Origin of the sequence: Streptomyces sp. NPDC093252, assembly GCF_040683675.1 — a bacterium.
In the GTDB taxonomy this organism is placed as follows: domain Bacteria; phylum Actinomycetota; class Actinomycetes; order Streptomycetales; family Streptomycetaceae; genus Streptomyces.
On the sequence record NZ_JBFBEM010000004.1, the window covers coordinates 316,567 to 338,984 of the forward strand.

Below are 22,418 nucleotides of genomic sequence, written 5' to 3' on the forward strand. Positions count from 1 at the left end.
CACATGCACCCGGTAACCCGCACCAGCCAGCGCCTCACCCTGCGCGAACTGAGCCCCGACGACACCGACGAGATCCTCGCCATCTACGGCGACGCCACCGCAACCGAACACCTCTCCTTCCCCCCACGAACAAGGGCGCAAGTAGAGGATCTCGTCGGCCGGTCCATCACATCGGCCACCGTCGAACCCCGAACCGAGTACGCGCTGGCCGTCACCACCCGCCAGGACGGCCGGCTCATCGGCTCCGCACGACTCGCCCTCGACCCCCACCAACAACAGGCCGCCACCATCGGGTTCGCCCTCAACCCCGAAACCTGGGGCACCGGATACGGGACCGAGACCGTCCGCCTGCTCCTCGCCCTCGCCTTCGAAGACCTCGGCCTCCACCGCGTCTGGGGCGCCCGCTCCCCCCACAACCAGCCCTCCGCACGCACCATGGAACGCGCGGGCATGCTCGAAGAAGGACGCATCCGCGAACACATTCTCAAGAACGGCGCATGGCGCGACTCCATCGTCCACGCCACCCTCGAACGGGAATGGAGCGCCTCCCACCGCACGCGGTCCGAAACCTGACGAGCCGCAGCCAGGACCTAGCTCCGAAGACGCGCCATCCCACCCGCCCATCCACGGTGCGGTCAACGACCACGTGATGCCGTCGGCGGTCCGGCCACATCTGACGAGCCGCTGGCGTCGAATGGCGGCATCCGGCCTGGTCTCCTCGCGGGGGCCAGCGGCTCTGCGTGTCCTGAACTGCGGGTGACAGGCGGATCGGCCAGGGGAGCGATACCGGTGTGGTGCCACGAGCCGTCTCCGATCTCAGGGAGTTGCGTTGGTGGTGCGGCACTATCCACCTTCCGGCGCTGCCCGTCCGCCGTCACCGGCAGGGCGGTGCTCTCGGGCAGGCCGACTTGCCGACGGGCGCGCAGCAGTTCATCCGGGCCCGCCGCGCACTGCGGTGCGAGAGGCTGTGGGGGACACCAGCCCGCTGGAGCAGGGAGCCGTTCATGTCCGCTGTACTGACGACCGATCACCCCGCCTGGACCGAGACCGGGGACGGGAACGGGGACGGGGACGGGGACGGGGACGGGGACGGGGACGGGGACTGTGTCCGGGCCGTGGCCACCGGCTCCGGCCTCTGGATCCTGTCGTGGAACCCGGAGGGCCTGCACATGCGGTGCGTTCGCGGTACCGAGGATGTGAAACCCGTCGTCGTGGCGACCGACCCCGTCTGCCTGCCGGAGACCGTCCCCGCAGCTCTGAGAGCCGGACTGGCGGCCCTCGGCCCGAGCAGGCGTGTGGCCAACCCCTCGCTGTGGGACGCCCTCACCACAGCCGTCCTGCGGCAGGTCGTACGGGCCGGCCAGGCCCGGAAGCTGTACCGGACCTGGTGCCGGACGCACGGCACCACTCTGGACACCGCCCACGGCCCGCTCGCCGTCGCCCCGTCACCGGAGCGGGTCCTGGCCCTGGACGAGGAGCAGTTCGCCGCTGTCGGCGCCCGCTTCCACCGCACCGTCCTCCAGGCAGCCGCCACCGAGTACCAGCAGCACGCCGCCGACTGGCAGCGCATGGATGCCGCCCGGCTGAGCACCGCCCTCACCACGATCCCCCGCATCGGTCCCTGGACCGCAGCCGCCGCCGCGGCCGACTACACCGGGCACTTCAGCAGCTACCCCCACGACGACCTCGCCGTCCGGACCTGGGCCGCCCAGATCGCCCCCGACCACACCTGGCCGGGAAAGAAGGACCGATCGTTCGGCCCCGCGTGGACGGCCATGGCCGACGGCGACCTCACCGCCCTGCACACGCTGACACTCTCCACCCTCACCTGGGGCTCCCACGCCCGCTGACAGACCGGAGGAGCAATGCCGTTACCGCTGATCGCCGGGGCCGACCCGGCCCGCACCCTCGACGCGCTCTTCGTCAACGCCCCGCTGCGTGACTACGACCGGCGGCCACGCACCAACGACTACACCCTCCCCGTCCTGGGCATGGCCTACATCGCCACCTACGCCCAGCAGGCCGGTTTCAACGTGGGCGTCCTCGACGCCGAGGCCCACGGCCTCGGTATCGCCGCGACAGCACGACTCGTCAACGACGCCCGCCCCCGGTGGGCGGCGATGAACCTCCTCGCACCCACCTACGAGATGTCCGCCGGTATCGCGGCCCGCATCGACGAGGGCATCGCCCTGATGGCGGGTGGACACCATGCCAAGGCCATGCCCGACCGGGTCCTCGCCGACCCCCGCATGGTCGGCCTGCGGGCCCTGGTCATCGGCGAGGGCGAACCGCGCGTCGCCGCACTCCTGGACGACGGACACCGCCGCACCGAACTGCCCGGCGTGTACTGGCGCGACCCTCTCCTCGGCACCCGGGCGTGCGGCGTCCCGAGGGACCCGAGGCGCAACGCCGCACTCCTCGGCCCGGACATCAACGCACTGCCCTACGTCAACCGCGCGTTCCTGCCGCAGGACCCCCACCACGCCCCGCCCACGGGCGCGGACCGGCGCCAGGCCGCAAGCCGCGGAGGCCCGGCGCTGAAGAGGGCCGCCCGGCAGGGGCACCAGGAGGCGCACATCGTCGGCAGCCGGGGCTGCCCCTACAACTGCTCCTTCTGCGGCGCGGCGGTCAGCGCGAATCCGGATGTTCGGATCAGGGTCCCGGCGCCGGACAACATCATCGGTGAACTCGACGCGCTGAACGCCGAGCACCGGGTGACCGCGTTCCGCTTCGTCGACGACCTGTTCCTCGGCGCGGGCCGAGTCATCGAGGAACAGATGCGCGCGTTCACCCGACACCAGATCGGCGACCGCTACGTGTGGGACGCCACCGGCCGCATCAACGTCCTCGACCGGCTCACCGACCGCCAGCTCGACCACCTCGTCGCGAACGGGCTCCGGGAGGTCGCCCTCGGGATCGAATCCGGCAGCGACCGCATCCTCGCCGCCATGGACACACGCATCAGCGCCGACATGACCGAACGCGTCGCCCGCCGCCTCGTCGAGCACGGCATCGGCGTCAAGGGCTACTTCATCCTCGGCTTCCCCGGCGAAACCCACGACGACCTCGCCCTCACGGTCCGCCACATCCGCACCCTGTGGGACATCGCCGACCGCAACCCCGGCGACATCCGCGCCAGCGTGTTCGAGTTCCGCCCCTACCCGGGCACCCCCGTCTGGCAGACCCTGATCCAGGCCGGCCACAACCCCGACACCCTCCTCGACTGCACAGACGTCGACCTCACCTCGGACGGCGCCGACGAATCCATGCGCCGGCGCGACGAATTCAACTTCTCCGTCGGCATCCAGTTCGCAGACGTCCCCCTCACCACCATCCGCTCCACCCTCGCCGCACTCACCCGCGAACAGCACCACCGCAACCAGCCACCCCACAAGGCTGCCGCATGACCCGGCCACGCGGACTGTTCATCACCATCGACGGCCCCAGCGGCATCGGGAAATCCACCACCACCCGCGCCCTCGCCCGGGAGCTGACCCGGCGCGGTGCGCCCGTCCACCAGACCGCGGAACCCTCCACCTGCACGATCGGCACCTTCACCCGGAACAACGCCGACACCATCCACGGACACGCACTCGCCTGCCTGGTCGCGGCGGACCGGTACACCCACATCGACCACGAGATCCAGCCGCACCTCCGTGCGGGCGACACCGTCCTCTGCGACCGCTACATCGCCTCCACACTCGTCCTCCAGCAACTCGACGGCGTTCCGCTGCCGTTCCTCCTCGCCCTGAACGCGGACATCCTGAAACCCGATCTGGCCGTCATCCTCACCGCCCCGCCCGCCCTCATCGCACAGCGCATAGCCGACAGAGGCATCCGGCACCGGTTCCACCTCGACCCGGCCACCCCCGCCCGCGAAACCGACCTCTACGACGAAGCCGCCCAGACCCTGAAGAGCAAAGGAGTGAAAGTACTCCTCGCCGACACGAGCCGCTCCTCGCCACCCCGGATCGCGGCCCGAATCGCCGACGCGCTGCCCGGTACCCCGCTACCGTCATCACCCGGACCGCATCCCCCACCCCGCCAGGAACCATGAACCCGCAGCCCGCCCAGCCCGTCATCGACACCCACGTCATCCTCCGCGACGGCGACGAGATCCTCCTCTCCCAGCGCGGCGGCCCCTACGGCCACGGCCGCTGGCACATGCCCTCCGGGAAACTCGACCAGGGAGAACCCCTCAGCGTCGGCGCCGCCCGGGAACTGCATGAGGAGACCGGCGTCTCGGCCGACCCACGGCACCTGCGCATGGTCCACGTCGTGCACCACCGCCAGAACACCACCGTCGAACGAATCGGGTTCTTCTTCGAAGCCACCCAATGGAGCGGCGAACCCGTCAACCGGGAACCCGCCAAATGCCTCAGCCTGCAATGGTTCAGCATCCACGAACTTCCCGAGGACATCATCGAATACCCCCGGGAAGGACTCCTCGCCTACCTGGAGGGAGAACGGGCGCTCACAGAGCACGCATGGACACGGCCCGCCGGCCTCGCGCCGGACCAACACGGCTGACGATCCCCGGGCTCCTTGGGCACGGGACGAAGCCGAAGAGCCGACTCGGTGGTACAGGCCAGGCTTGGGTGCGGTACGGGCTGCTTGCTGGCCCGGTTCGGGTGTCTATGGAGGTCGTGCGGGCCGGTGACGGCACGATCGGGGCGGGCACAGCCTCGCTGCCGACGGTCACACCGATGGCCGTGACGCCACAGCACGGGCCGTGGGGTGTGGATTATCTCGACCGCAACATGGCCGTCTGTGCTCCTCGCTGTCCACGTTCCGGGCGGGACAGCGCTGTGCAGTGAAAGGAAGTCTGCCGCTTGAGGGCTGAACCTTTTCATGACGCAAGGGCCGTGCGGATGCGGGACCGTGTTGTGGACGGGCTGGTCGCTTCCGGTGATATCGACTCTGACCGGGTGGCCCAGGTGATGCGGAGGGTTCCGCGGCATCTGTTCGCTCCGGGGGCGTCGCTGGAGGAGGCGTACAGCACCTACAGCGCGTTCGTCACGAAGCGGGATGTGTCGGGGGTGGCGGTCAGTTCGGTCTCGGCTCCCCGGATCCAGGCGTTCATGCTGGAGCAGGCCGGCGTCCGGCGAGGGATGCGGGTGCTGGAGATCGGGTCCGGTGGCCTGAATGGGGCGTATCTGGCCGAGCTGGTGGGGGACGAGGGCTCGGTCACCACTGTGGACATCGATCCCGAGGTCACCGGGCGCGCGGGAGAGCTGCTGAAGGCGAACGGCTATGACCGGGTCCGGGTGGCCACGGCCGACGCGGTGGACGGTGTGCCGGACGGCGCACCGTATGACGTGATCATGGTGACGGTCGGAGCCTGGGATGTCCCTCCGGCGTCGCGGGAGCAGCTCACGGGGGGCGGGAGGCTGGTGGTGCCTCTGTGGGTGCGGGGGCTGATGCGGTCGGTCGGTCTGCGGCGGGAGGGCGGCCGTCTGGTCAGTTCGTCCGTGCGGGTGTGCGGTTTTGTGCCGATGCGGGGGGCGGGTGCCCATGCCTCCCAGGTGGTGCAGCTTTCTGGTACGGAGGGTGTGACGCTGCGGTTCGATGACGGCCTGCCCGTCGAGCCAGGGGTGCTGCCCGGGGTGCTGGACGGTCCGCGGGTCGAGGAGTGGAGCGGGGTGATGGTGCGGCGGGGGGGTGGCGGTGGACATGCTGCAGATGTATCTGGCGACCGTGCTGCCCGGGTTCTGCACCATGGCCGTCGGTACCGGCCTTGATTCCGGGCTGGTCGCCCCCTACAACAAGCGGTTCTCGCTGGCCGCGGTGTCTGCGGACGGCCGCTCGTTCGCCTATGTGACGCCCCGTCCGGCGGCTGAGGGTTTCTTCGAGTACGGGGTTCATGCGCTCGGCGAGGGGGCCGGCGGCTTCGCCGGTGTGGTCGCGGAGCGTCTGAGGGAATGGGACCGGAGCCACCGTGAGGGGCCTGGTCCTGTGATCACTGTCTACCCGGAGGGGACGGCCGATGACCTGATTCCCGAGAGGCTCGGGGGCCGGGTGATCGACAAGGTCCACAGCCGGGTCGCTGTGTCCTGGCCCGCCGTCGGCGGGCCGGGGTGAGGTGAAGGCCATCACCGGATCGTGAGGAGTGTGATCGAAATGCCCGTGTCATCGGTCGCTGCCGTGCCGGCGGTACTGCCCGAGGAGGACTTCGACGACTTCGCCCTGGACGTGCGGGTCGTGGTGACGACCCGTCCCCACGGGCAGGGAGGTGACTGCCCGACGGACGACGGGTGCGGCACCACCTGCCAGAACGGTTCGAGCGCCTGCGATTCGTTCATCGAGGACCCCGCCTGAGCCACCCGGGGGCGGGCCGGGCTGGGCGCGGTAGGCCCGGCCCATGGGTGCGGCGGGCGTGAGGGGAGGGGCTGTGGGGTTCGGATGGCAGGGCGCAGGGCTGCTGCGGGTGACGACCGCGCCGGACCGCCCGGACGTTCCGGGTGATCTCGACCTGTTCGCCGGCGGCGGCACTGTGCGGGGCCGGGAGTGGCTCGTTCGGTGCTGGTCGCAGGAGAAGCTCCGCCGTGCGTTGACGGAGGCCAGCCCGGTACTGGCGCAGGCCGTCGAGCGGATCGTGTCCGGCCGGTCGGACGACGTGCGCCGGACCAGACGGGCGGTGCTGGCCGTCGCCTCGTATCTGCTGCGCTGGGAGCACCGGGCCACGCCCTTCGGCCTGTTCGCGGGGGTGGCGCCGATCTCAGCCGGTGACACGGCGCGAGCCGTGTGGCCGCCTGACGGTCTCCGGGTGCATACGCGGGCCGACGCCGGGTGGGTCGCTGAAGCCGTCGAGGGGCTTGAGCGCTGCCCCGCCCTGCTGGAGCGCCTCGACGTCATCACGGCGGACACCGCGGGCGTGCGGGGCGGACGGTGGGTGGTCCCGGCGCCGCCCGGTCCGGGCGGCGAGGTCGGACCGGTGGAGACGTCGGTGCGCCACACCGGGCCGGTCGCGGCGGCCCTCGAATTCGCCGCCCGCCCCATCCGGTACGCGGACCTCCGCGAAGAGCTGACGCAGCGCTATCCTTCGGCCGGTCCGGGCCGGGTCGAGGGGATGCTGGCCGGGCTGGTCGCCGAGGGCGTCATGCTGACCGGCCTGCGGGCACCCATGGACCACCCCGGCCCCCTCGGCCATGTGTGCACCGTCCTGGAGAAGGCGGACGCCGAGGCCATCGACGGGATCACCGGGACGGTGACGGAACTCCTCACCCTGCGCGAGACGCTCGCCACCGCCGACTCCTTCCCCGCGTGGCTGTCCCCGTCCGTGCGGCGTGCGGTGGACACCACCGTCGAGGGCGATGTCCGCCTACCCATGCGGGTGATCCAGGACGCCGAGCGGGCCGTGACCGTGCTGTGCCGTCTGTCCCCGTATCCGTTCGGGTCCCCTGCGTGGCGCGACTACCGCGGACGCTTCCGCACCTGCTACGGCACCCGCACCCCGGTGCCGGTCCTCGACCTCGTCGCCGACAGCGGCCTCGGCCTCCCGGTCGGCTACCTCGGCTCCCCTTACACCCCACCGGGACGCCCTGCCCTGTCCGACCGCGACGACCTCCTACTGCGCCTCGTCCAGCAGGCCGCCCTCGACGGCACCGGCGGGATCGTCCTCACCGATGAGCTGATCGACCAGCTCGCCCCCGACAGCGCCGCCACACTTGTGCCGTCCCCCACGGAGGTGGCGTTCGAACTCCACGCCGCCCCCCTCGACGGCGGTGCCTACCTGCTCCACATCACCCAATCCGTTGAGTTCTCCGCGAGCCCTTGGGTCATGGCCTCCGGCCTCGTGTCGCGCCGAGTGGTTTACGTGTCGTCTTCTATGTCAACGCTGTGCGTTCACTTTGGGGTAGGCGTCATGTCTGTTGGTGTCCTGTAGTGGGTCGAACGCGGCTTCTGTGTGTCGGCGGCCCCTAGCCTGGCGCGCAGGGCCGGGGGAGTCGGCTCGGGGCGGCCGGGGCGCAGGCGTTGTCGGGGCCGTGGGACCGGACCACTGCCGAGACGGGGAGCACGCGCCGCAATGCCTTCGGATGACCTGAACCGCTTATTCCTGGTGCTGACCGGCCAGGAGATGCCGCGTGTCGACGTGGATCTGATGCGCGCCCATCTGGTCGATCCGCAGCGGGAACTGACGGCACATCTCGCCGGGGTCCAGGAACTGCTGGTGCGGGTGGCGCAGTCCGTCTCGGGTGAGTCGAACGGGGAGTTCAGCGACGCGTACTACCAGGCGATGCTGACACTGGCGTCGCCGGAGGGCACTGCGGCCCTGGAGGGGCTGAGGGACGCGGCGCAACAGCTCGGTGACTACGCCGACGAGTCGGCGTACCAGGTCGAGTACATGAACCTGATGATCAGGCTTCAGTTGTTCATGTTCCTGGTCGAGTTCGCGGTGACGTTCATCCTGGCGATCTGGAACCCGGTCGGTGCCATGATCCGGCAGGCGTATCTGCGTGCCGCCTACCGGACCATCCTCAACAGCATCGTGTTCAAGGTCGTCTCGGCCATCGCGATGCAGCAGGTGCTCCAGATCGGCCTCGCGGTGGCCCTGGACCGGCTCGCGCAGTGGATGCTGGCCCGGCAGGGCATCCACACGACCAAGGGGAACACCTATCTGACGCAGGCCGTCGGATTCGGTGCCGTCTCCGGGCTGCTGGCGGTGCCGATCCAGTTCGGCGCGAGCTGGCTGGCGCAGCGGGTCACGAAGTGGATGAAGGGGGGTGCGGGGGACAGCCTGTTCAGCAGCGTCAGCAACGCGCTCACGAACCGGCCGAACCGGACCGTGGTCAGGAACACCGCCGATGACGCGGGGGACCAGGGCAGCCCCACGCCGACACCGCTGCCGCGCAACCGGCCGGACCGGATGGCCGACGGCTTCGCCGGGGACGGGCTTCCGAACACCGTCGGAGGCGGTGGCGGGCCGGTGGCGGACCGGGCGTTCGCACGGGACTTCGCGGACCGGATCTCGGATCTGTCCCACCGGGTGGCACGCAATGAGGACCCGACCAGGATCGGCCCCCTGTTCCTGGACGACATGGGGGACATCTTCGCGCGCCGCTTCGCCGACGACCTGGGCGGCGAGGGCCCGGCGCGGAGCCTGGGGCGGGAGTGGGCGGGGACGTTCCTGGCGGGCATGTTCCGCGACGACCTGGGGCGTGCGCTGCGGACGGTGGTGGAGCGGGGACTGCCCCCGTCGTTCGGGGACGATGTGGTGCGGTCCCTGTCGGGCGCGGTGGCGGACCGGTTCGGTCCGGGCGGCTGGGGCCGGAAGTTCACCGCGTTCACGATCCACGGACTCGGCGACGGTGTCCTGGGCGTCACCTCCGAGATGGTCTACAACGGGATCACGCTCAAGCAGTTCGTCGTCAGCGGCGGTGGCTTCCTCTGGTCCATGAGCAGTGAGCGCGCCGCCGACGGGTTCAACGCCGTCGCCACCCTGTTCGCGGACAAGTTCAAGCCGCTCGACGTCACCATGAACTCGGTTTCGGAGAAGACTCCGCTGCTGGTGACGGTGAGCACGGACGACGGGACCGTGGCCGATCCGGGCCGCACCCCCGCCCCCGCCTCGACATCCACCCCCACCCCCACCTCCGCTCCCGCCTCCGGTCCGGCTCCGGCATCGGTGAACTCGGGGAGCGGCAACGTCGGCGCCCTCAACATGAGCACACTGACCACGGGCAACGCGTCCGTGCCGTGGAACCCGCTCTCGATGGACGATCTGCTGATCAGTACCGACACCCTCGATGTGCCGGCGCTGCCGGTCATGACACCCGACGTGCGCGACATCCCGCTCATCGATGGGGGGACCCCGGACCCGGCCCCCGCCCCGGTCTTCGACCTGAACGGCTCCGACCCCAACGCCTGGCTGACTGCGGGCGACCGGGACCTGCCCGGGAACGGAGTGACCGGGACCGACCGGCCGACCGGCGACGAGTCCTCGGACTCCGGCCTTCACACCGCCGCCCCCCGCCCCGCTTCCGATGCGCCCGGCCCCACATCGGTCACCACACCGGGGGAGAGCGGACAGGACTCGGCCCTCCCGGAGCACCGGACGCAGACACCGCCTCCGCCCCCGCTCCCGCCGGTCGCCGTGCCTCCGGTGGCGGGCGCGGACTCCACCACCACGCCGAGGACCGCCGACCCCAGGGCGGGCGACCCCAGGGCCGCCGATCCCAGGGCCGTCGACTCCAGGACTGGTGACTCCAGAACCGCCGACCCCAGGGCGGGCGAGCAGCGGACGGGCGTTCCACGGACCTCCGACGTCGTCCGTGCCGCGGACAGCAATAACTCTCCGGCCGACCGCCCCCGCACGGAAGGAGCCCGCCCCGGCCCCGCAAGAGACCGCCCCCAGACCGAGAGCGGCAGTCCCCGCACTGACCAGGATCGTTCCCCGGTCGGGTCGGGCCGCCCGGAAACCGGCACCCGGCTCCCCGCGACCAACTCGGCAGACCGCCTCTTCAACACCCTCGCGCAGGATCCTGCCACCACCCTCCCGGACCCCGCGTCCTCGGCCACCCAACCGTCCCCGCCGACGAGGCTCCCGGACGCCGCACCCCCAACAGCCCTGGCCCGCTCCTCGGCCACCGCCTCCACGGAGAGCACATCGGCGACGACCCCCGGCCCCCAGGGTTCACGCCCCGTCACCGAGCACGCGCGGGTCCCCGACACCGTGCAGTCCCGGATCAGCAGGGCACTGTTCGACGGTGACCCGGCGAGCAGGGTGTTCGCGTCGGGCCGGGATACGGCTGTCACGGCGGACCCGGGGCGCAAGTCCGGCCAGCTCGTGTCACCGGATCCGGCGCAGGGCCGGAGCCGTACCGCGTCCGCGCAGGTCGGTCCCAACAGCGCCAGGGCCTTCCTCGACTCCACCACGGGTGACGCCCGGACCCCCGGACGTCCGGAGACGGTCAGCGACGAATCCGACCGCTACGACACCGATCGCCGCGACACGGATCGTCTCGGCGCCTACCGCGATGAGACGGGCCCGTCCGACACGGACAGGTCCGACACCGATTCCCTCCCCGATTCCGGGTACGGGTCCGACACCGAATCCCTCCCCGATTCCGGGTACGGGTCCGGCAGCGAGGGCCGCCCCGCCGGGCCCCTCACGACACGCACGGACGACGACAGGCCCCCCACCCCCCTCACCCACAGCGAGGACACCGCCTCGGCGATCTCCACCAGCGTCCCGGAGCGACCCGGCACGCATCCCTCCCCGGCTCCGCCCGCCGCCTCCCCGGTGCTCCGCTATCCCGTCCCCGGCAGGGAACAACTCCTGCTGTGGCACGGGCAGTTCGACCGGGCGCACGCGGTGCTGGACGCGCTGTCACCCGAAGCGCGGGACAAGGAACTGCTGCGAGCCCAGGGCGTGATGGCGCACCACCACATGCTCCCCGGCACGGCCCCCAGGGATTCCGCCTCCGGCGCCCGGCAGTATGAGCGACTGTTCCGTGACATGAGAGCGCTGGTCGCCGAGGCGCGGATCACCAAGGCCAACCGGCCCGGGAAGGCGGCGGCCTGGCGGGTGTCCCGGGAGCTGAGCCGGGCATTCGGCACGGGCAGCACCCAGGGCCAGTTGCTGGGCGGCACCAAGAAGTCGTCGAAGAAGAAGCAGCAGCAGCGGGCGGCCGGTCAGCCGACCCCCTCGACCTCCACCTCCTCCGCCCCGAACCCGTCGACGGGGTCACGCGGCACCCCGCGCCCGGAGACTGTGGCACAGGGCCCCGGAAGCCGATCCGATGCGCAGCCCCCGCAGCCCCCGCAGCCCGCGCAGACCCAACAGCCCGCACAACCCCCACAACCCATGCCTGCCGAGAGCACCCCGCAACCCGCCCCGGAGGCCCCGGAGATCCGGGACGAGCTGGCCGATGCCGTCACCGGGATCCTGCGCGGCAAGGTCCCCCCGCAGTACATCGGTGCCATCATCGATCTCACCCGCACGACCATGGAGAACCCCGACTACCCGGACACCCTGGACCTGAGGGGCCTGCTCGGCTTCGTGAGCCGTATGGTCATCGAGCCAGAGGAAATGGGGCAGATGGGTCGGGATCTGCTCGCGCATCCGGTGATGCTCCCCTTGATGCAGTCACCGGTCGTGGGGGACCTGACCGATGTGGCGCCGGGGCTGGTGTCCGTCCTGGCCCGCTCGCCCGGTGTGCTGTCCGCCCTGACGAGCGAGGACGCCGAGGGGTGGCCGGAGGAGACGAGAGCGGGAGTGGTGGAGGCCCTGGCACGTCCGGGTGCCGTGGAGGAGCTGGAGAACGACCCGATCCTGCGCGAATCCGCGCTCGCCGACCCCAGGGCCCTGGTCAACCTCGGCGGCGATCTGGGACTCCTGCGGACCGCAGGCCGCGCGGGCCAGCAGGTGACGGACCTCCTGACGATCCCGGACTTCGCGGGGGCGCTGCGGAACACTCCGGACCCCACCCGCACGCTGTGGCGGCTCGCCGACGACGCCGCGCTGGCGTCGGCGCTGTGGACCGCCCCCCATCTGAGGGGCGGACATGACGGCCAGTTCTACTACCAGGTGCTGGCGGACGACGCGTTCCAGGACCTGCTGCGCGGGCACCCGGACAAGCTGAACCTGGTGTTCTCGTCGCCGGACGTGCTGGCGGCCGTCCGGAGCAACCCCCAGGCACTGGAGATCCTTGGCAGGGCCCCCGAACTGACGGACGTCCTGGAGGACATCCCCAGTCTCACCGCCCGCCTGCTGGCGGACCGGGACCGCATCGAGGCCGCGGTGGCCAACCCGGAGGTGGCCCGCGTCCTGTCCTACCAGCCCGAGCACTACCAGAGCGTCCCCGACGACGAACTGGCGGCGCGGTTGCAGGCCACCCGCCTGCCCGAGGAGTTCCGCCCCGTCATGAACCCGGCGGCGCGGCTGCCCGGGGACCTCGCGGAGCTGGTGGAGACCCCTCGGGGCCGGGAGGAGGTGATGGGGTACCTGGCCGAGCTGAGCATCCCCATGGCGACGCTGTTCAACGACCGGGTCACCAGCCGTGCCAACGCGCGCACCGCGCTGCGTCTGGCCGAACTGCCGGACATCCTCTTCGTCCTGGCGAGCCTTCCCGAGGGGATCAGCGCCCCGCACGTACTGCGCCGGATCGCCCGGCTGGGGGAGCAGATGCGCGACACGCCCCTGAGCCTGCCCCGGGACCCCGCCGAGGCCACCGCCGTACTGGCCGCCGCCGCACGGCACACGCCGCTCGCCGAGCTGCTCACCGACGACGACGCGGACTTCGTGCGGGACAGTGTCTCCGCCCGGGTCGACAGGTCGGGCGAGTTCCAGGTCGCCCTCCAGATCCACCCCGGAATCGCCCACCTCGCCCGGACCGACCCACGGGTGCTGGCCGAAGTGCCGCTCCGCGAGCTGCTGGGCAACCCCTGGCTGTCCGGTACCCTGCCGCGCCTCAGACACTTCAGTCCCCTGCTGTACGGCGTGGAGGGGCTGCGGGAGGCCGCCTACGCGTCGGACTCCGCGCTGCTGCGGCTGCTGTCCCGGCACCCCTCGCTCCAGTACGAGGTGGGTGACCGGCCGGAGTGGCGCCGGGTCGCCGACCGGATCAACGCGGCTCCCCGCGCCCTGGGCACACTGATTGCGGCCTTCGACGAACTGCCCGCCCTCCACTGGAGGCAACTCCTCAACGACGCGCCGCTGCTGAGCGCGCTCCACCAGCGGCACACCTCACCCACCGCCCAGGTGCTGACCGCCCTGCCCGAAGCGTTCCGGGAGGTCCTGATGCGTCCCGGCTTCGCCGCGCACTGGCAGTCGCGGGCGGCGGAGCTGGACACCCTGGCCGCGGCCGTCCTCGCGCAGTGGGACACCGACCCCTCGGCCGAAGACGACCGGACCCGGGCGGCCGAGACCGAACTCATGGATGCGATCACCCGGTTCACCGACGCCACCTTCACCTACCAGGGCTTCGACCTGGACCCCGACCACCGCCCGGCACTCGAACGGCTCGTCACCGCGCTCGCCCATGACGCCCCGCCCCCGAGGGACGTCTCCGACGCCCTCGACACCCGGGTGCTGAACGCCTACGACGCCGTGCGCACGGACCCGGCGCTGCGCCGGGCCGCCGTCGGCAGCCGGTATCTCGCCGAGGGCCTGCTGTTCGACCCGGCCCTGCTCACCCTGGCGCGGACCCGGCCCAGCATGCTTCCGCTGCTGGTCCAGCCGCACATCGTCAGCCAGGTCAGACAGTCGCCGCGGCTGACCCGCCTGCTGACCGAGCAGGACAGCGTCCTGGACCTCTTCGTCAGCAGCCGCGCACACCGGCTGGACCTGCGAGGAAGCAACTTCCAGAGCCAACTGGAGCGCAACCCGGACTTCGCGACGGTCTACCGTCTGCACGCCAACATGCGCCAGCTCCTCACTCCCGCCCTGGAACCGCTGCGTGACTTCCTCGCCCAGAGCCCATCGGCGTCGCAGGCACTGGCCGGCGGTGTGCTGCGCCTCGGTCATTTCACCGGGTCCCGGTCCCTGGTGCGCGCCCTGGCCGGCGCTCCGGAGAACGTCGTCCGCGCGGTGACGGCGGCACCCGGACGGATACGGGCGTCCGCCGAGGACCCGCGTCTGGTCGCCCGCCTGGCGCGGACCCCCGCGCTGGCCGACGTCCTGGGGGACCGGCCCGGCATCGTGACCACGGCGACCGACTGGGCGAACCTCCTGAACACCCGCGATCTGACGGACCGCCTGACCGCCACCGACGCCGCACTCACCGCCTGGGTACTCCACGAAGACCGCCTGCCGGCCATGCTGACCGCCCCGGACATGGTGAAGGTGCTGGAGCTGTCAGCGCCCGAGTCATGGGCCGCGCTGAGCGCGCCGCCGGTGCTGCGCCTGATCGACGCGGAACCCGGCCTGGCGTCCGACCTCGTACAGAACCCGGGCCTGCGGCTCGCCCTCGCCCGCCACACCGGCCTGGCCGACCTGATGCGCGGCAACCCCTTCCTGCTCGGCGAACTGCGCGCACGGCCCGCGCTGGTCACCGCGGTCCGCGCCGCCCCGGTCCTCGCCGAGACGGCCTCCCCCGGCAGCCCGGTCTGGGCCCTGGCCGAGCGTCACCCCGAACTGGCCGCGGGCATGACCCCCAGACTCCGCCGGGTCCTCGAAGCGGACCCCCACCTGACCGCGCGGATCACCGCACGCGACCACTTCACCACGGCCGAGGCGAAGACACTCCGCCACGCCATCCGCCGCACCCCGGTGGCCGCACTGCTCTCCGAGCGGCCCGAGTTCACCGCCGCGTTCGTGACCCGGACCGCCTGGCAGGAACGGGCCGGACAGGACACCCGGTTCCCCGCCGCGGTGCGCGCGCTGGCCGAGCAGGACGCCCACGCCTTCCGCGCGCTGCTCACCACCCGCGACCCCCGGGCCCTGCTGACAGCACTGGACCAGCGGCCCGCCACCGCACCGGAACCGGCACCTCAACTGCCCCCGCTGCTGAGGGAACTGCCCGTGGAGGTCACCGATCTGCTCACCGGCCCCCGCGGACCGCAGGTGGCCCAGGCCATGACCCGCAACCCCGAACTGCTGCCGCTGCTCATCGCCAACCCGGTCCGGACGGACGGCCTCGACGCCCACCCCGAACGCCTCAAGGACTACCTCTTCCGCGACTTCCTGGCAGAACGCCTGCCCGCCCCCACGCTGGCCGGGAGGGGCGAGGATCTGACCTCGCCGGACGTACTGAACCGGTACTTCGCGGCCTTCCTCACCGCGGCGGACCTCACCGCCCCCGGAGACCACTACAGGACGGTCCGGGACGCGGCGACGCACACCTGGCGCGAGGTGGTGGAGGAGCGGCGCCTCGCCCTGGCACACGAGTGGCGGGAACAGGTCCGGCGCTTCACCGACTTCCGGGCCAACAACCCCTCGACCTGGGCACTGAGCGGCACCATCCACTACGCGGGACGCGCCCGGGGAGTCCCCTTCTCACCGGCCCAGGAGCACGTCGTCACCACGCTCTCCCAGGGCGTCCAGTCACTGCGGGACCGCAAGACCCAGCGCACCGTCAACAACCCGCTGCACGCCCACCTCGACGGTGGCCGCGGCGGCGTCGCGTACGTGTACGCGCTCACCGGCAACGGCACCGTCGACCTCGTCGTGTACGCCAAGAGCGACCACCGCGTCAACAACGCCTACGACTGGGGCACGGGCCAGCTCTCGCCCAAGCCGCCCCTCCTGGACCAGGCCGACCACCATCCGGTCCTGGTGGAGTCCAGGAACCTCGTCCGGCGCGACGACAACGCCACCCGCCCCGAGCCCCCCGTCATCAACGCCCGGTACCCGAGGCAGACCGAGGCGGAACGCCGGGTCGTCGGGCGCTCCCGGCAGATCGCCGAGGAGGTCGCCCGCCATCACGGCGCCGCCAGGAATCCCGTCGTCATGCGGGTCGACACCCGGCAGGCGATGACCGACGGCATCAAGCGGATCCTCGCCAAGGAACTCCTCGCCCTCCCCTACGACCCGGCCAAGGTGACCCTCCTCGCCCACGCTCTCGCCGCGCAACTCGGCACCGTGACCCCGCTGCCGGACCGCTCCCTCGTGACGGCGGGGCGGGCACGGGAAGAATCCACCGGAGGCCGCACACCGACGCCGACGGCGAACACCCCGGCATCCACGCGGGCCGTTCCCGGTCCCAGGCAGCCCGCGTCCGGCCGCACGGCCGGCCCCGTGACCACCGGCGCCGACCTCTTCCGCGCCCTCACCCCCGGCACGGACGAGAGCGGCCCCCGCCGTGTCACCGACGTGCACCTGCCCGATGACCCGGGCGGCTCCCGGGACATCGCGAACCCGGGTCACCTCGCCGCCGTCAGCGCCACGACGACACCCCCGCCGAACCCGGCCCGCCCGCCGTCGCCCCTCCTCGACGAACGCGGACTGCGGGACGCCGCACACCGCGCGGCATCCACCGCGGCCGACGCGTTCGACGCCGTACGCCGGGAGTCCGGCCGGTCCTCGGACGACGACCGCTCCACCGCCGCGCGGGACCTGTGGGTGATCAACTGCGTGATCCTGCTCCAGCACCTCGTCGACCAGTTGCATGCCGGAAGCCGCCCGGTCCGGCCGGTGTCCGGCACCGGCGTCCGGCCCGCCCGCACCCTGGACGACATCGGCGTCGGTACCGACCGCACCGCCCGCGCCCTCGAACTCGGTGTCCTGGACGACCCCGATCTCGCCCTCGGGACCGACCCGACCCGGCAACGCCTCGCCAAGGGCCCCGGCTGGGCCCGCCTCACCTCGTGGGACACCCTGACCGACGCCCTGGACCGCGCCCCCGGCAGCACCGCGCTCCTCCTCACCCAGGGCACGGACGGCCCGCTGCCCGGCCACGCCCACGCCGTCCACCACACCTCCCAGGGCCTGCGCTGGATCGAGATGCAGGGCCCGGACGGACCGCTGGTCACCGACGAGCCCCTGCCCTCCCAGCCGCACCTCCTCGCCCCGGACCTCCTCGCCGAGGGAAACCGCCCGGTCGGCGCGCGCGACGCCCACCCCTTCCAGACCCATGCCGTGGTCATCGGCCCCGACGGCCGCGTCATCCCCGACGCCCTTACCGACACCACCCGCCCCGCCCACACCCTCACCGACGCCCTCACCGACCCGCCGCGCGGCACCACCTACGGGGCGGCGAGCCAGAACACGGGTCAGTGGTCACTTCCGGGCGGGTCGCAGCCCGGTCCGGGGACGGCGGAATCCTTCCGCATCCCGTTCGCGCAGGGCAGCACGGCCGTGTCCGGCCCGGCCGCCGAGGCACGGATCGATGAGGCGGCACGCGCCATCGTCAGCCGCGCCTTCGGCGAGCACGGCAGCCCGGTCCACATCGGGATCGAGGGGAATGAAGGCCGCTCGCAGAGCGTCCTCCGCGCACTCCACGAGGTGCTGAGCGCGTACCTTCCCGATCGTGGGCCCTGGCAGCGCCGGATCGCCCTGGACGACTTCCACATCACCCTGGACGCCGCTCCGGCGGGGGAGCGGGACGTCCGCATCCTCGTCGAGGACGCGCCCATGCAGCCTGTCGATCACCTCTTCGCGGCGATGCTCCCCGATATCCCCGAGGAAGCCGGGCCTCTCGGACCGGACCTGTTCGGTCTGCGTATCGATGCCCCGACCCCCGAATTCCTCCAGGACTTCGACTACGACCGGCTCGACCCGAGCGGGGTCGGCGCGTTCTTCACCGAGATCAGCCTGACCCGTGGCGCACCGACCCGGATCCTGACCCCGGAGGAATTCGGCGGAGGGGCCGTCGTGCCCAGTGCCGCGGGCGGGGTCCCTCTGGTGCGGTACGCGATCTGGCTCGGCGGACCGCTCACGGACGCGGGGAAGAAGGGTGAGTTCCGTGAGTTCGTCCTGGACGCGGCAAGGAAATTCGGGCCCCGGGTGACGACCGTCCTCTTCACGGATGTCACCCGCGATGACGTCGCGAGGGCTTGGGACACACCCGAAGGGAATCCAGCCGTCCGCGGCATGGTCGAGTGGGCCCAGGCCCAGAACATCCAGTTGGTCAATACCGGCGAGGTGTTCAACGAGAGCAGCCCGCTGAACCTGCGCGACGAATACGTCACGGAGCACACCCGGCAGGTGGGCCGGGGGTATGCCGCCGCGAGCGACATCCTGCGGGTGGAGATAGTCCACCGTTTCGGCGGGATCTACATGGACGGCGACAACAGGGTGCCGGACAACCCGGTGGCGGAAATAGCGGCGGGATTCGCGTCCGCGACCATGCTGAAGGCGCCGGGCGCTGTCAACAATCTGCTCATCGCCCCGCGGCAGCACCCCAAGTATGCCGAGGTCCTCGACCTGATCGGCGAGAACTACACCAGGGACCAGAAGGACCTCTTCCTCTACGACGATCTGCGCCGCGGATTCACCGAAAGGGAGTGGGAGTCGCGGATGGACGACGACATGGACACCGCGGTGCGCCGGTCATCCGTCATGTGGCGCAGCGGACCGTATGCGGCCCGGTACCTCTTCCTCGGAGACGATGTCTTCGCGTCCGCCCCCGCCAGCTACAGCTTTTCGTGGCGGAGAACGCTGGCGGGCGACAGCGTGATCGAACTCGACAGCCCGGAGGGACGGGAAAGCCTCGTCAAGATAGCGGCGACCATGGTCCGTGAACTGTTCAACCGGTCCTGGGGAGACCTTCACTTCACGCTGATCACCCCCGCTCTGGAGAAACTGTCCGATCCGGACGCGGCCGGAGCCGCGGTGCTGGAGTTCATATCGCGCGTCCCGGAGCTGGCGGCCAAGGTGACGACGATCACCACCCACCTTCTGAGCACCAGAAACGAATTCGACCCACAACACAAGTGGGACCGGCTGGACGCGGCCCGCATCCCCTCGCTCGCGCACCGCTTCATCTATCTGCACGGAAATCCGAGGTGGATCCTGGGCGAGATCGTCGTACCGGCAACCATGGGCGGACCCTGGAACGGAGCGGAGAGAATCACGGATTCGGTGGCCTATGGGGAAGTGGAGAGCCTCGCGGAGGACTGGCGTCAGGGGATTCCGTTGCAGCGCCCGGACGCCGGGGACACGCAGGCCATGGACACGGACGCCGGGAACGGGGAGGCCGAGGACGAGGAGAGCGGTGGCAGTGAAGGCGAGACCTCGGACACCGACCTGATCATGGACATGATGGACGAGGATAGTGACCGTGAGGGCAGCGGCAGTGAAGGCGAGACCTCGGACACCGACCTGATCATGGACATGATGGACGATGAGGGCAGCGATCCCTCGTCGGACGGGACTGATGACGGGGTCCTGCGGCTCAGGGGCGGGGCCGATCCCTCCTGGAGCCAGCCTCGCCCCCTTCTTCCCCAGGGGGGCACACCCCTGCCGGCGCCGCATCAGGAACGTCTGGGAGGCAGTTCCTCGCGGGCGACCGGGGACAGCGGGCGGACTGCGGGTCAGTCCCGGAACCAGACCACTTTCGAGATTGTCTTCACGGAAGGGACCACCAACTTCCCGAGGACGGCCTCGGCCACGATCAATCAAGCGGCACAGCACATAGCCGCCCACACGTTCCGCACACCCGGCAGGCCCGCTCCCCGTATCTACGTCATGGGCTATGACGCACGGTCCGCTGCCCCGTCTGCTCCACCTGCCGACGGCCGGCACGCGAAGACCGTGGGTACTGCACTGCGCCAGGCCATCGCCTCACTCATACCTCCGCATGGCCAATGGCAGCGGCAATTCACCGTGTACGACTTCCCCATCAGTGTCGGGAACGCCCCCGCCGCGAGCGGCGTGAAAATCGTGATCGAGAACCGGTCACGCCGACTCGTCGACCGCCTCTTCGCAGCGGTGCGGCCGAACCTTCCCCAGGAAACAGGCCATCTGGGACCGGATATCTTCGGTCTCCGCGGACACCCCGAAGCACCTGCATTCCTACAGCGATTCGACTCCAGGCAACTCGCACCCGAAGGCGTCGCCGCCTTCTTCCGTACGATCAGCATGACACGCCAGACACCCACCCACGCCTTGAATCCCGTGGAGTTCACCGGTGGCACAGTCATCACGAGTTCCGGTGGCAGTATCCCGCTCGTGCGGTACGCGATCTGGCTCGGCGGACCACTCAGAGACCAGGGCAAGATGCAGGAGTTCCGCGACGGCCTGACGAGCGCGGCAGCCCGGTTCGGCCCCTCTGTCACCACCGTCCTCTTCACCGATGTGACCCGCAGTCAGATCGAAGCGTCAGCAGACCCGTCGCAAGGGGACTCCGCCACCCGGTCCATGGTGAACTGGGCGCGCAGTCACTCGATTCAACTGGTCCACCCCGACGAGATCTTCACCGCCGCCAGTCCGATGACGCTGCGCGCCGAGTACGCGACCGAACACATCCGGCAGGTGGGCAGGGGATACGCGGCAGCCAGCGACATCCTTCGCCTGGAGATACTCGAACGCTTCGGCGGAATATATATGGATGGTGATGATGGCCTGTCCACGGAAAATGACCCTCTGAAGACAATGGCAGATCAGCTCGCCACGTCATCCATGCTCAAAGCAGCCCATAACGCCAACAGTCTCTATATTGCCCCGCGGCGTCATCCGGCAATCCGGCAATATCTCGATACGGTGCGTTTCAACTATACCCAAGATCAGCGAAGCCTGTTCCTGTCGAGATTCAATAAGGATGAATTTGAGTCACCAATGGACCAGACCGATCACACCATCATGAGACGCTCCTCTGTCATGTGGCGCACAGGTCCGTACGTCGCCGAGCGGATAAACTTGGGAGCGGATTTCCAGGCGATGGAGATAAACTCCAGCGGATCATGGAACCCGGGAATCAAGAACGATATCAAAATATCGCTCGACAGTACCGAGGGGCGTGCATTTCTTGTAAAAATAGCAGCCACGCTCGTACGTGAGATGTTTAACCGCCCCGGCGATCTTCACTTCACCCTGATCACGCCTGCGCTGGAGAGACTGTCTCATCCCGATGAAGCGGGTTCAGCACTTCTGGAGTTCATAGCACGCACTCCGGACCTCGCTGCCAGAGTTCAGTTCATCACCACCCACATGATTTACAGCAAGCCCTACCACAATGGTACGGGAGGGGATGACGGACTGTTTGAGGCCCTCATCCCGTCACGTGCTCACGAATTCATTTCGATGGATCATCCGAATCTGCGTCCGATGTGGTCGCTGGGTGAAATCGTGGCCCCTATTCGGATGGTCGGTCCCAACGAGAGGGGGATAGTTAAGGATTCGCCGGTGTATGCGGAGATCGTCGACGCGGTGAGTGAGTGGCGGGATGAGCCCGGCACCGGCGAGTCGCAGCAGCGGAATTAGATGCATGACCCAGAGCCGCCTCTGCCCGCCGGGGGAGGACAGGCAGGTCATGACGACGAATGCGAAAATACCCACAGGGGTGAGCGCCTCTGGATTGGAGAGTGGAAAATTGTTGAAGTATCCGAGCAGGCTGAAAAAGAGGAGCAGAAGGCATAATCCTAGGAGAGGACGTTTCATTACCCAGAGGCATCTTTTCGTGCCGGCGTAGAACCGGGCCTTGTCGTCGGGCCCGGGTGGCGGTGTGCTGGTGTCCGGCGAGCCGCTCATTAGGACATGGTGACAATGGCGAGGCATGCCCGTGAGGGCCTCTTGCGCTGTTCTCCATCGGTATCCAGATGCAGTCAGCGGCCCACGCACCCAGGGAACGGCCGCTGGCGAACGGCGTCTTGTCCGGCACAGCAGCAACTGGCACGCTACCGGGCTGGACCCTGGGCCCGGCTCATCCGTGACCCACGGCTACACCGGCAGTGAATGCGATCGGCGCCAGGTCGGGAGAGGGCCGCGCGACCAGTTCGCGCCCGGCCGCAGGACGACCGTGCGACTGAGGTCGAGGCCGCTTCGGGCGCACATCGACGTAGCTGTCGCCTGCCTGTGAGAGAGCGGCGGGGACTGGGTG

The 22,418-nt window shown here is 70.2% G+C and carries 10 protein-coding genes; all 10 read left to right on the forward strand.

The window, feature by feature from the left end; genetic code table 11:
• Positions 1 to 3 precede the first annotated feature (3 nt).
• The 10 genes from AB0O01_RS10305 (at position 4) to AB0O01_RS10350 (ending at position 21,802) form a co-directional block, all read left to right on the forward strand.
• Positions 4 to 573, forward strand: coding sequence for a GNAT family protein (locus AB0O01_RS10305; protein ID WP_365312058.1), 570 nt, complete (start codon positions 4 to 6; stop codon positions 571 to 573).
• A 431-nt stretch (positions 574 to 1,004) separates the two neighbouring features.
• Positions 1,005 to 1,850, forward strand: coding sequence for a hypothetical protein (locus AB0O01_RS10310; protein WP_365312059.1), 846 nt, complete (start codon positions 1,005 to 1,007; stop codon positions 1,848 to 1,850).
• A 15-nt stretch (positions 1,851 to 1,865) separates the two neighbouring features.
• On the forward strand, positions 1,866 to 3,407 hold the full coding sequence (locus AB0O01_RS10315) for a radical SAM protein (protein WP_365312060.1): 1,542 nt from the start codon (positions 1,866 to 1,868) through the stop codon (positions 3,405 to 3,407).
• Entirely contained in the window at positions 3,404 to 4,057 is a 654-nt protein-coding gene (gene tmk / locus AB0O01_RS10320; RefSeq protein ID WP_365312061.1) for a dTMP kinase, read from the forward strand. Before AB0O01_RS10315 ends, tmk begins: the two co-directional genes overlap by 4 nt.
• A complete protein-coding gene (locus AB0O01_RS10325) occupies positions 4,054 to 4,530 on the forward strand; it encodes an NUDIX domain-containing protein (RefSeq protein ID WP_365312062.1) in 477 nt (158 codons plus the stop codon). Before tmk ends, AB0O01_RS10325 begins: the two co-directional genes overlap by 4 nt.
• A gap of 341 nt (positions 4,531 to 4,871) precedes the next feature.
• The gene (fxlM, locus tag AB0O01_RS10330; RefSeq protein WP_365312063.1) at positions 4,872 to 5,741 is read left to right on the forward strand and encodes a methyltransferase, FxLD system; all 870 of its coding nucleotides are present in this window, start codon (positions 4,872 to 4,874) and stop codon (positions 5,739 to 5,741) included.
• The gene (locus AB0O01_RS10335; RefSeq protein WP_365312064.1) at positions 5,674 to 6,081 is read left to right on the forward strand and encodes a hypothetical protein; all 408 of its coding nucleotides are present in this window, start codon (positions 5,674 to 5,676) and stop codon (positions 6,079 to 6,081) included. Before fxlM ends, AB0O01_RS10335 begins: the two co-directional genes overlap by 68 nt.
• A 39-nt stretch (positions 6,082 to 6,120) precedes the next feature.
• Positions 6,121 to 6,318, forward strand: a complete 198-nt coding sequence (locus AB0O01_RS10340) for an FxLD family lanthipeptide (RefSeq protein WP_365312065.1) — start codon at positions 6,121 to 6,123, stop codon at positions 6,316 to 6,318.
• A 73-nt stretch (positions 6,319 to 6,391) separates the two neighbouring features.
• On the forward strand, positions 6,392 to 7,885 hold the full coding sequence (locus tag AB0O01_RS10345; protein WP_365312066.1) for a lantibiotic dehydratase family protein: 1,494 nt from the start codon (positions 6,392 to 6,394) through the stop codon (positions 7,883 to 7,885).
• A gap of 141 nt (positions 7,886 to 8,026) precedes the next feature.
• Complete coding sequence (locus AB0O01_RS10350) at positions 8,027 to 21,802, forward strand: hypothetical protein (RefSeq protein WP_365312067.1); 13,776 nt, start codon at positions 8,027 to 8,029, stop codon at positions 21,800 to 21,802.
• The last annotated feature ends 616 nt before the right edge of the window (positions 21,803 to 22,418 follow it).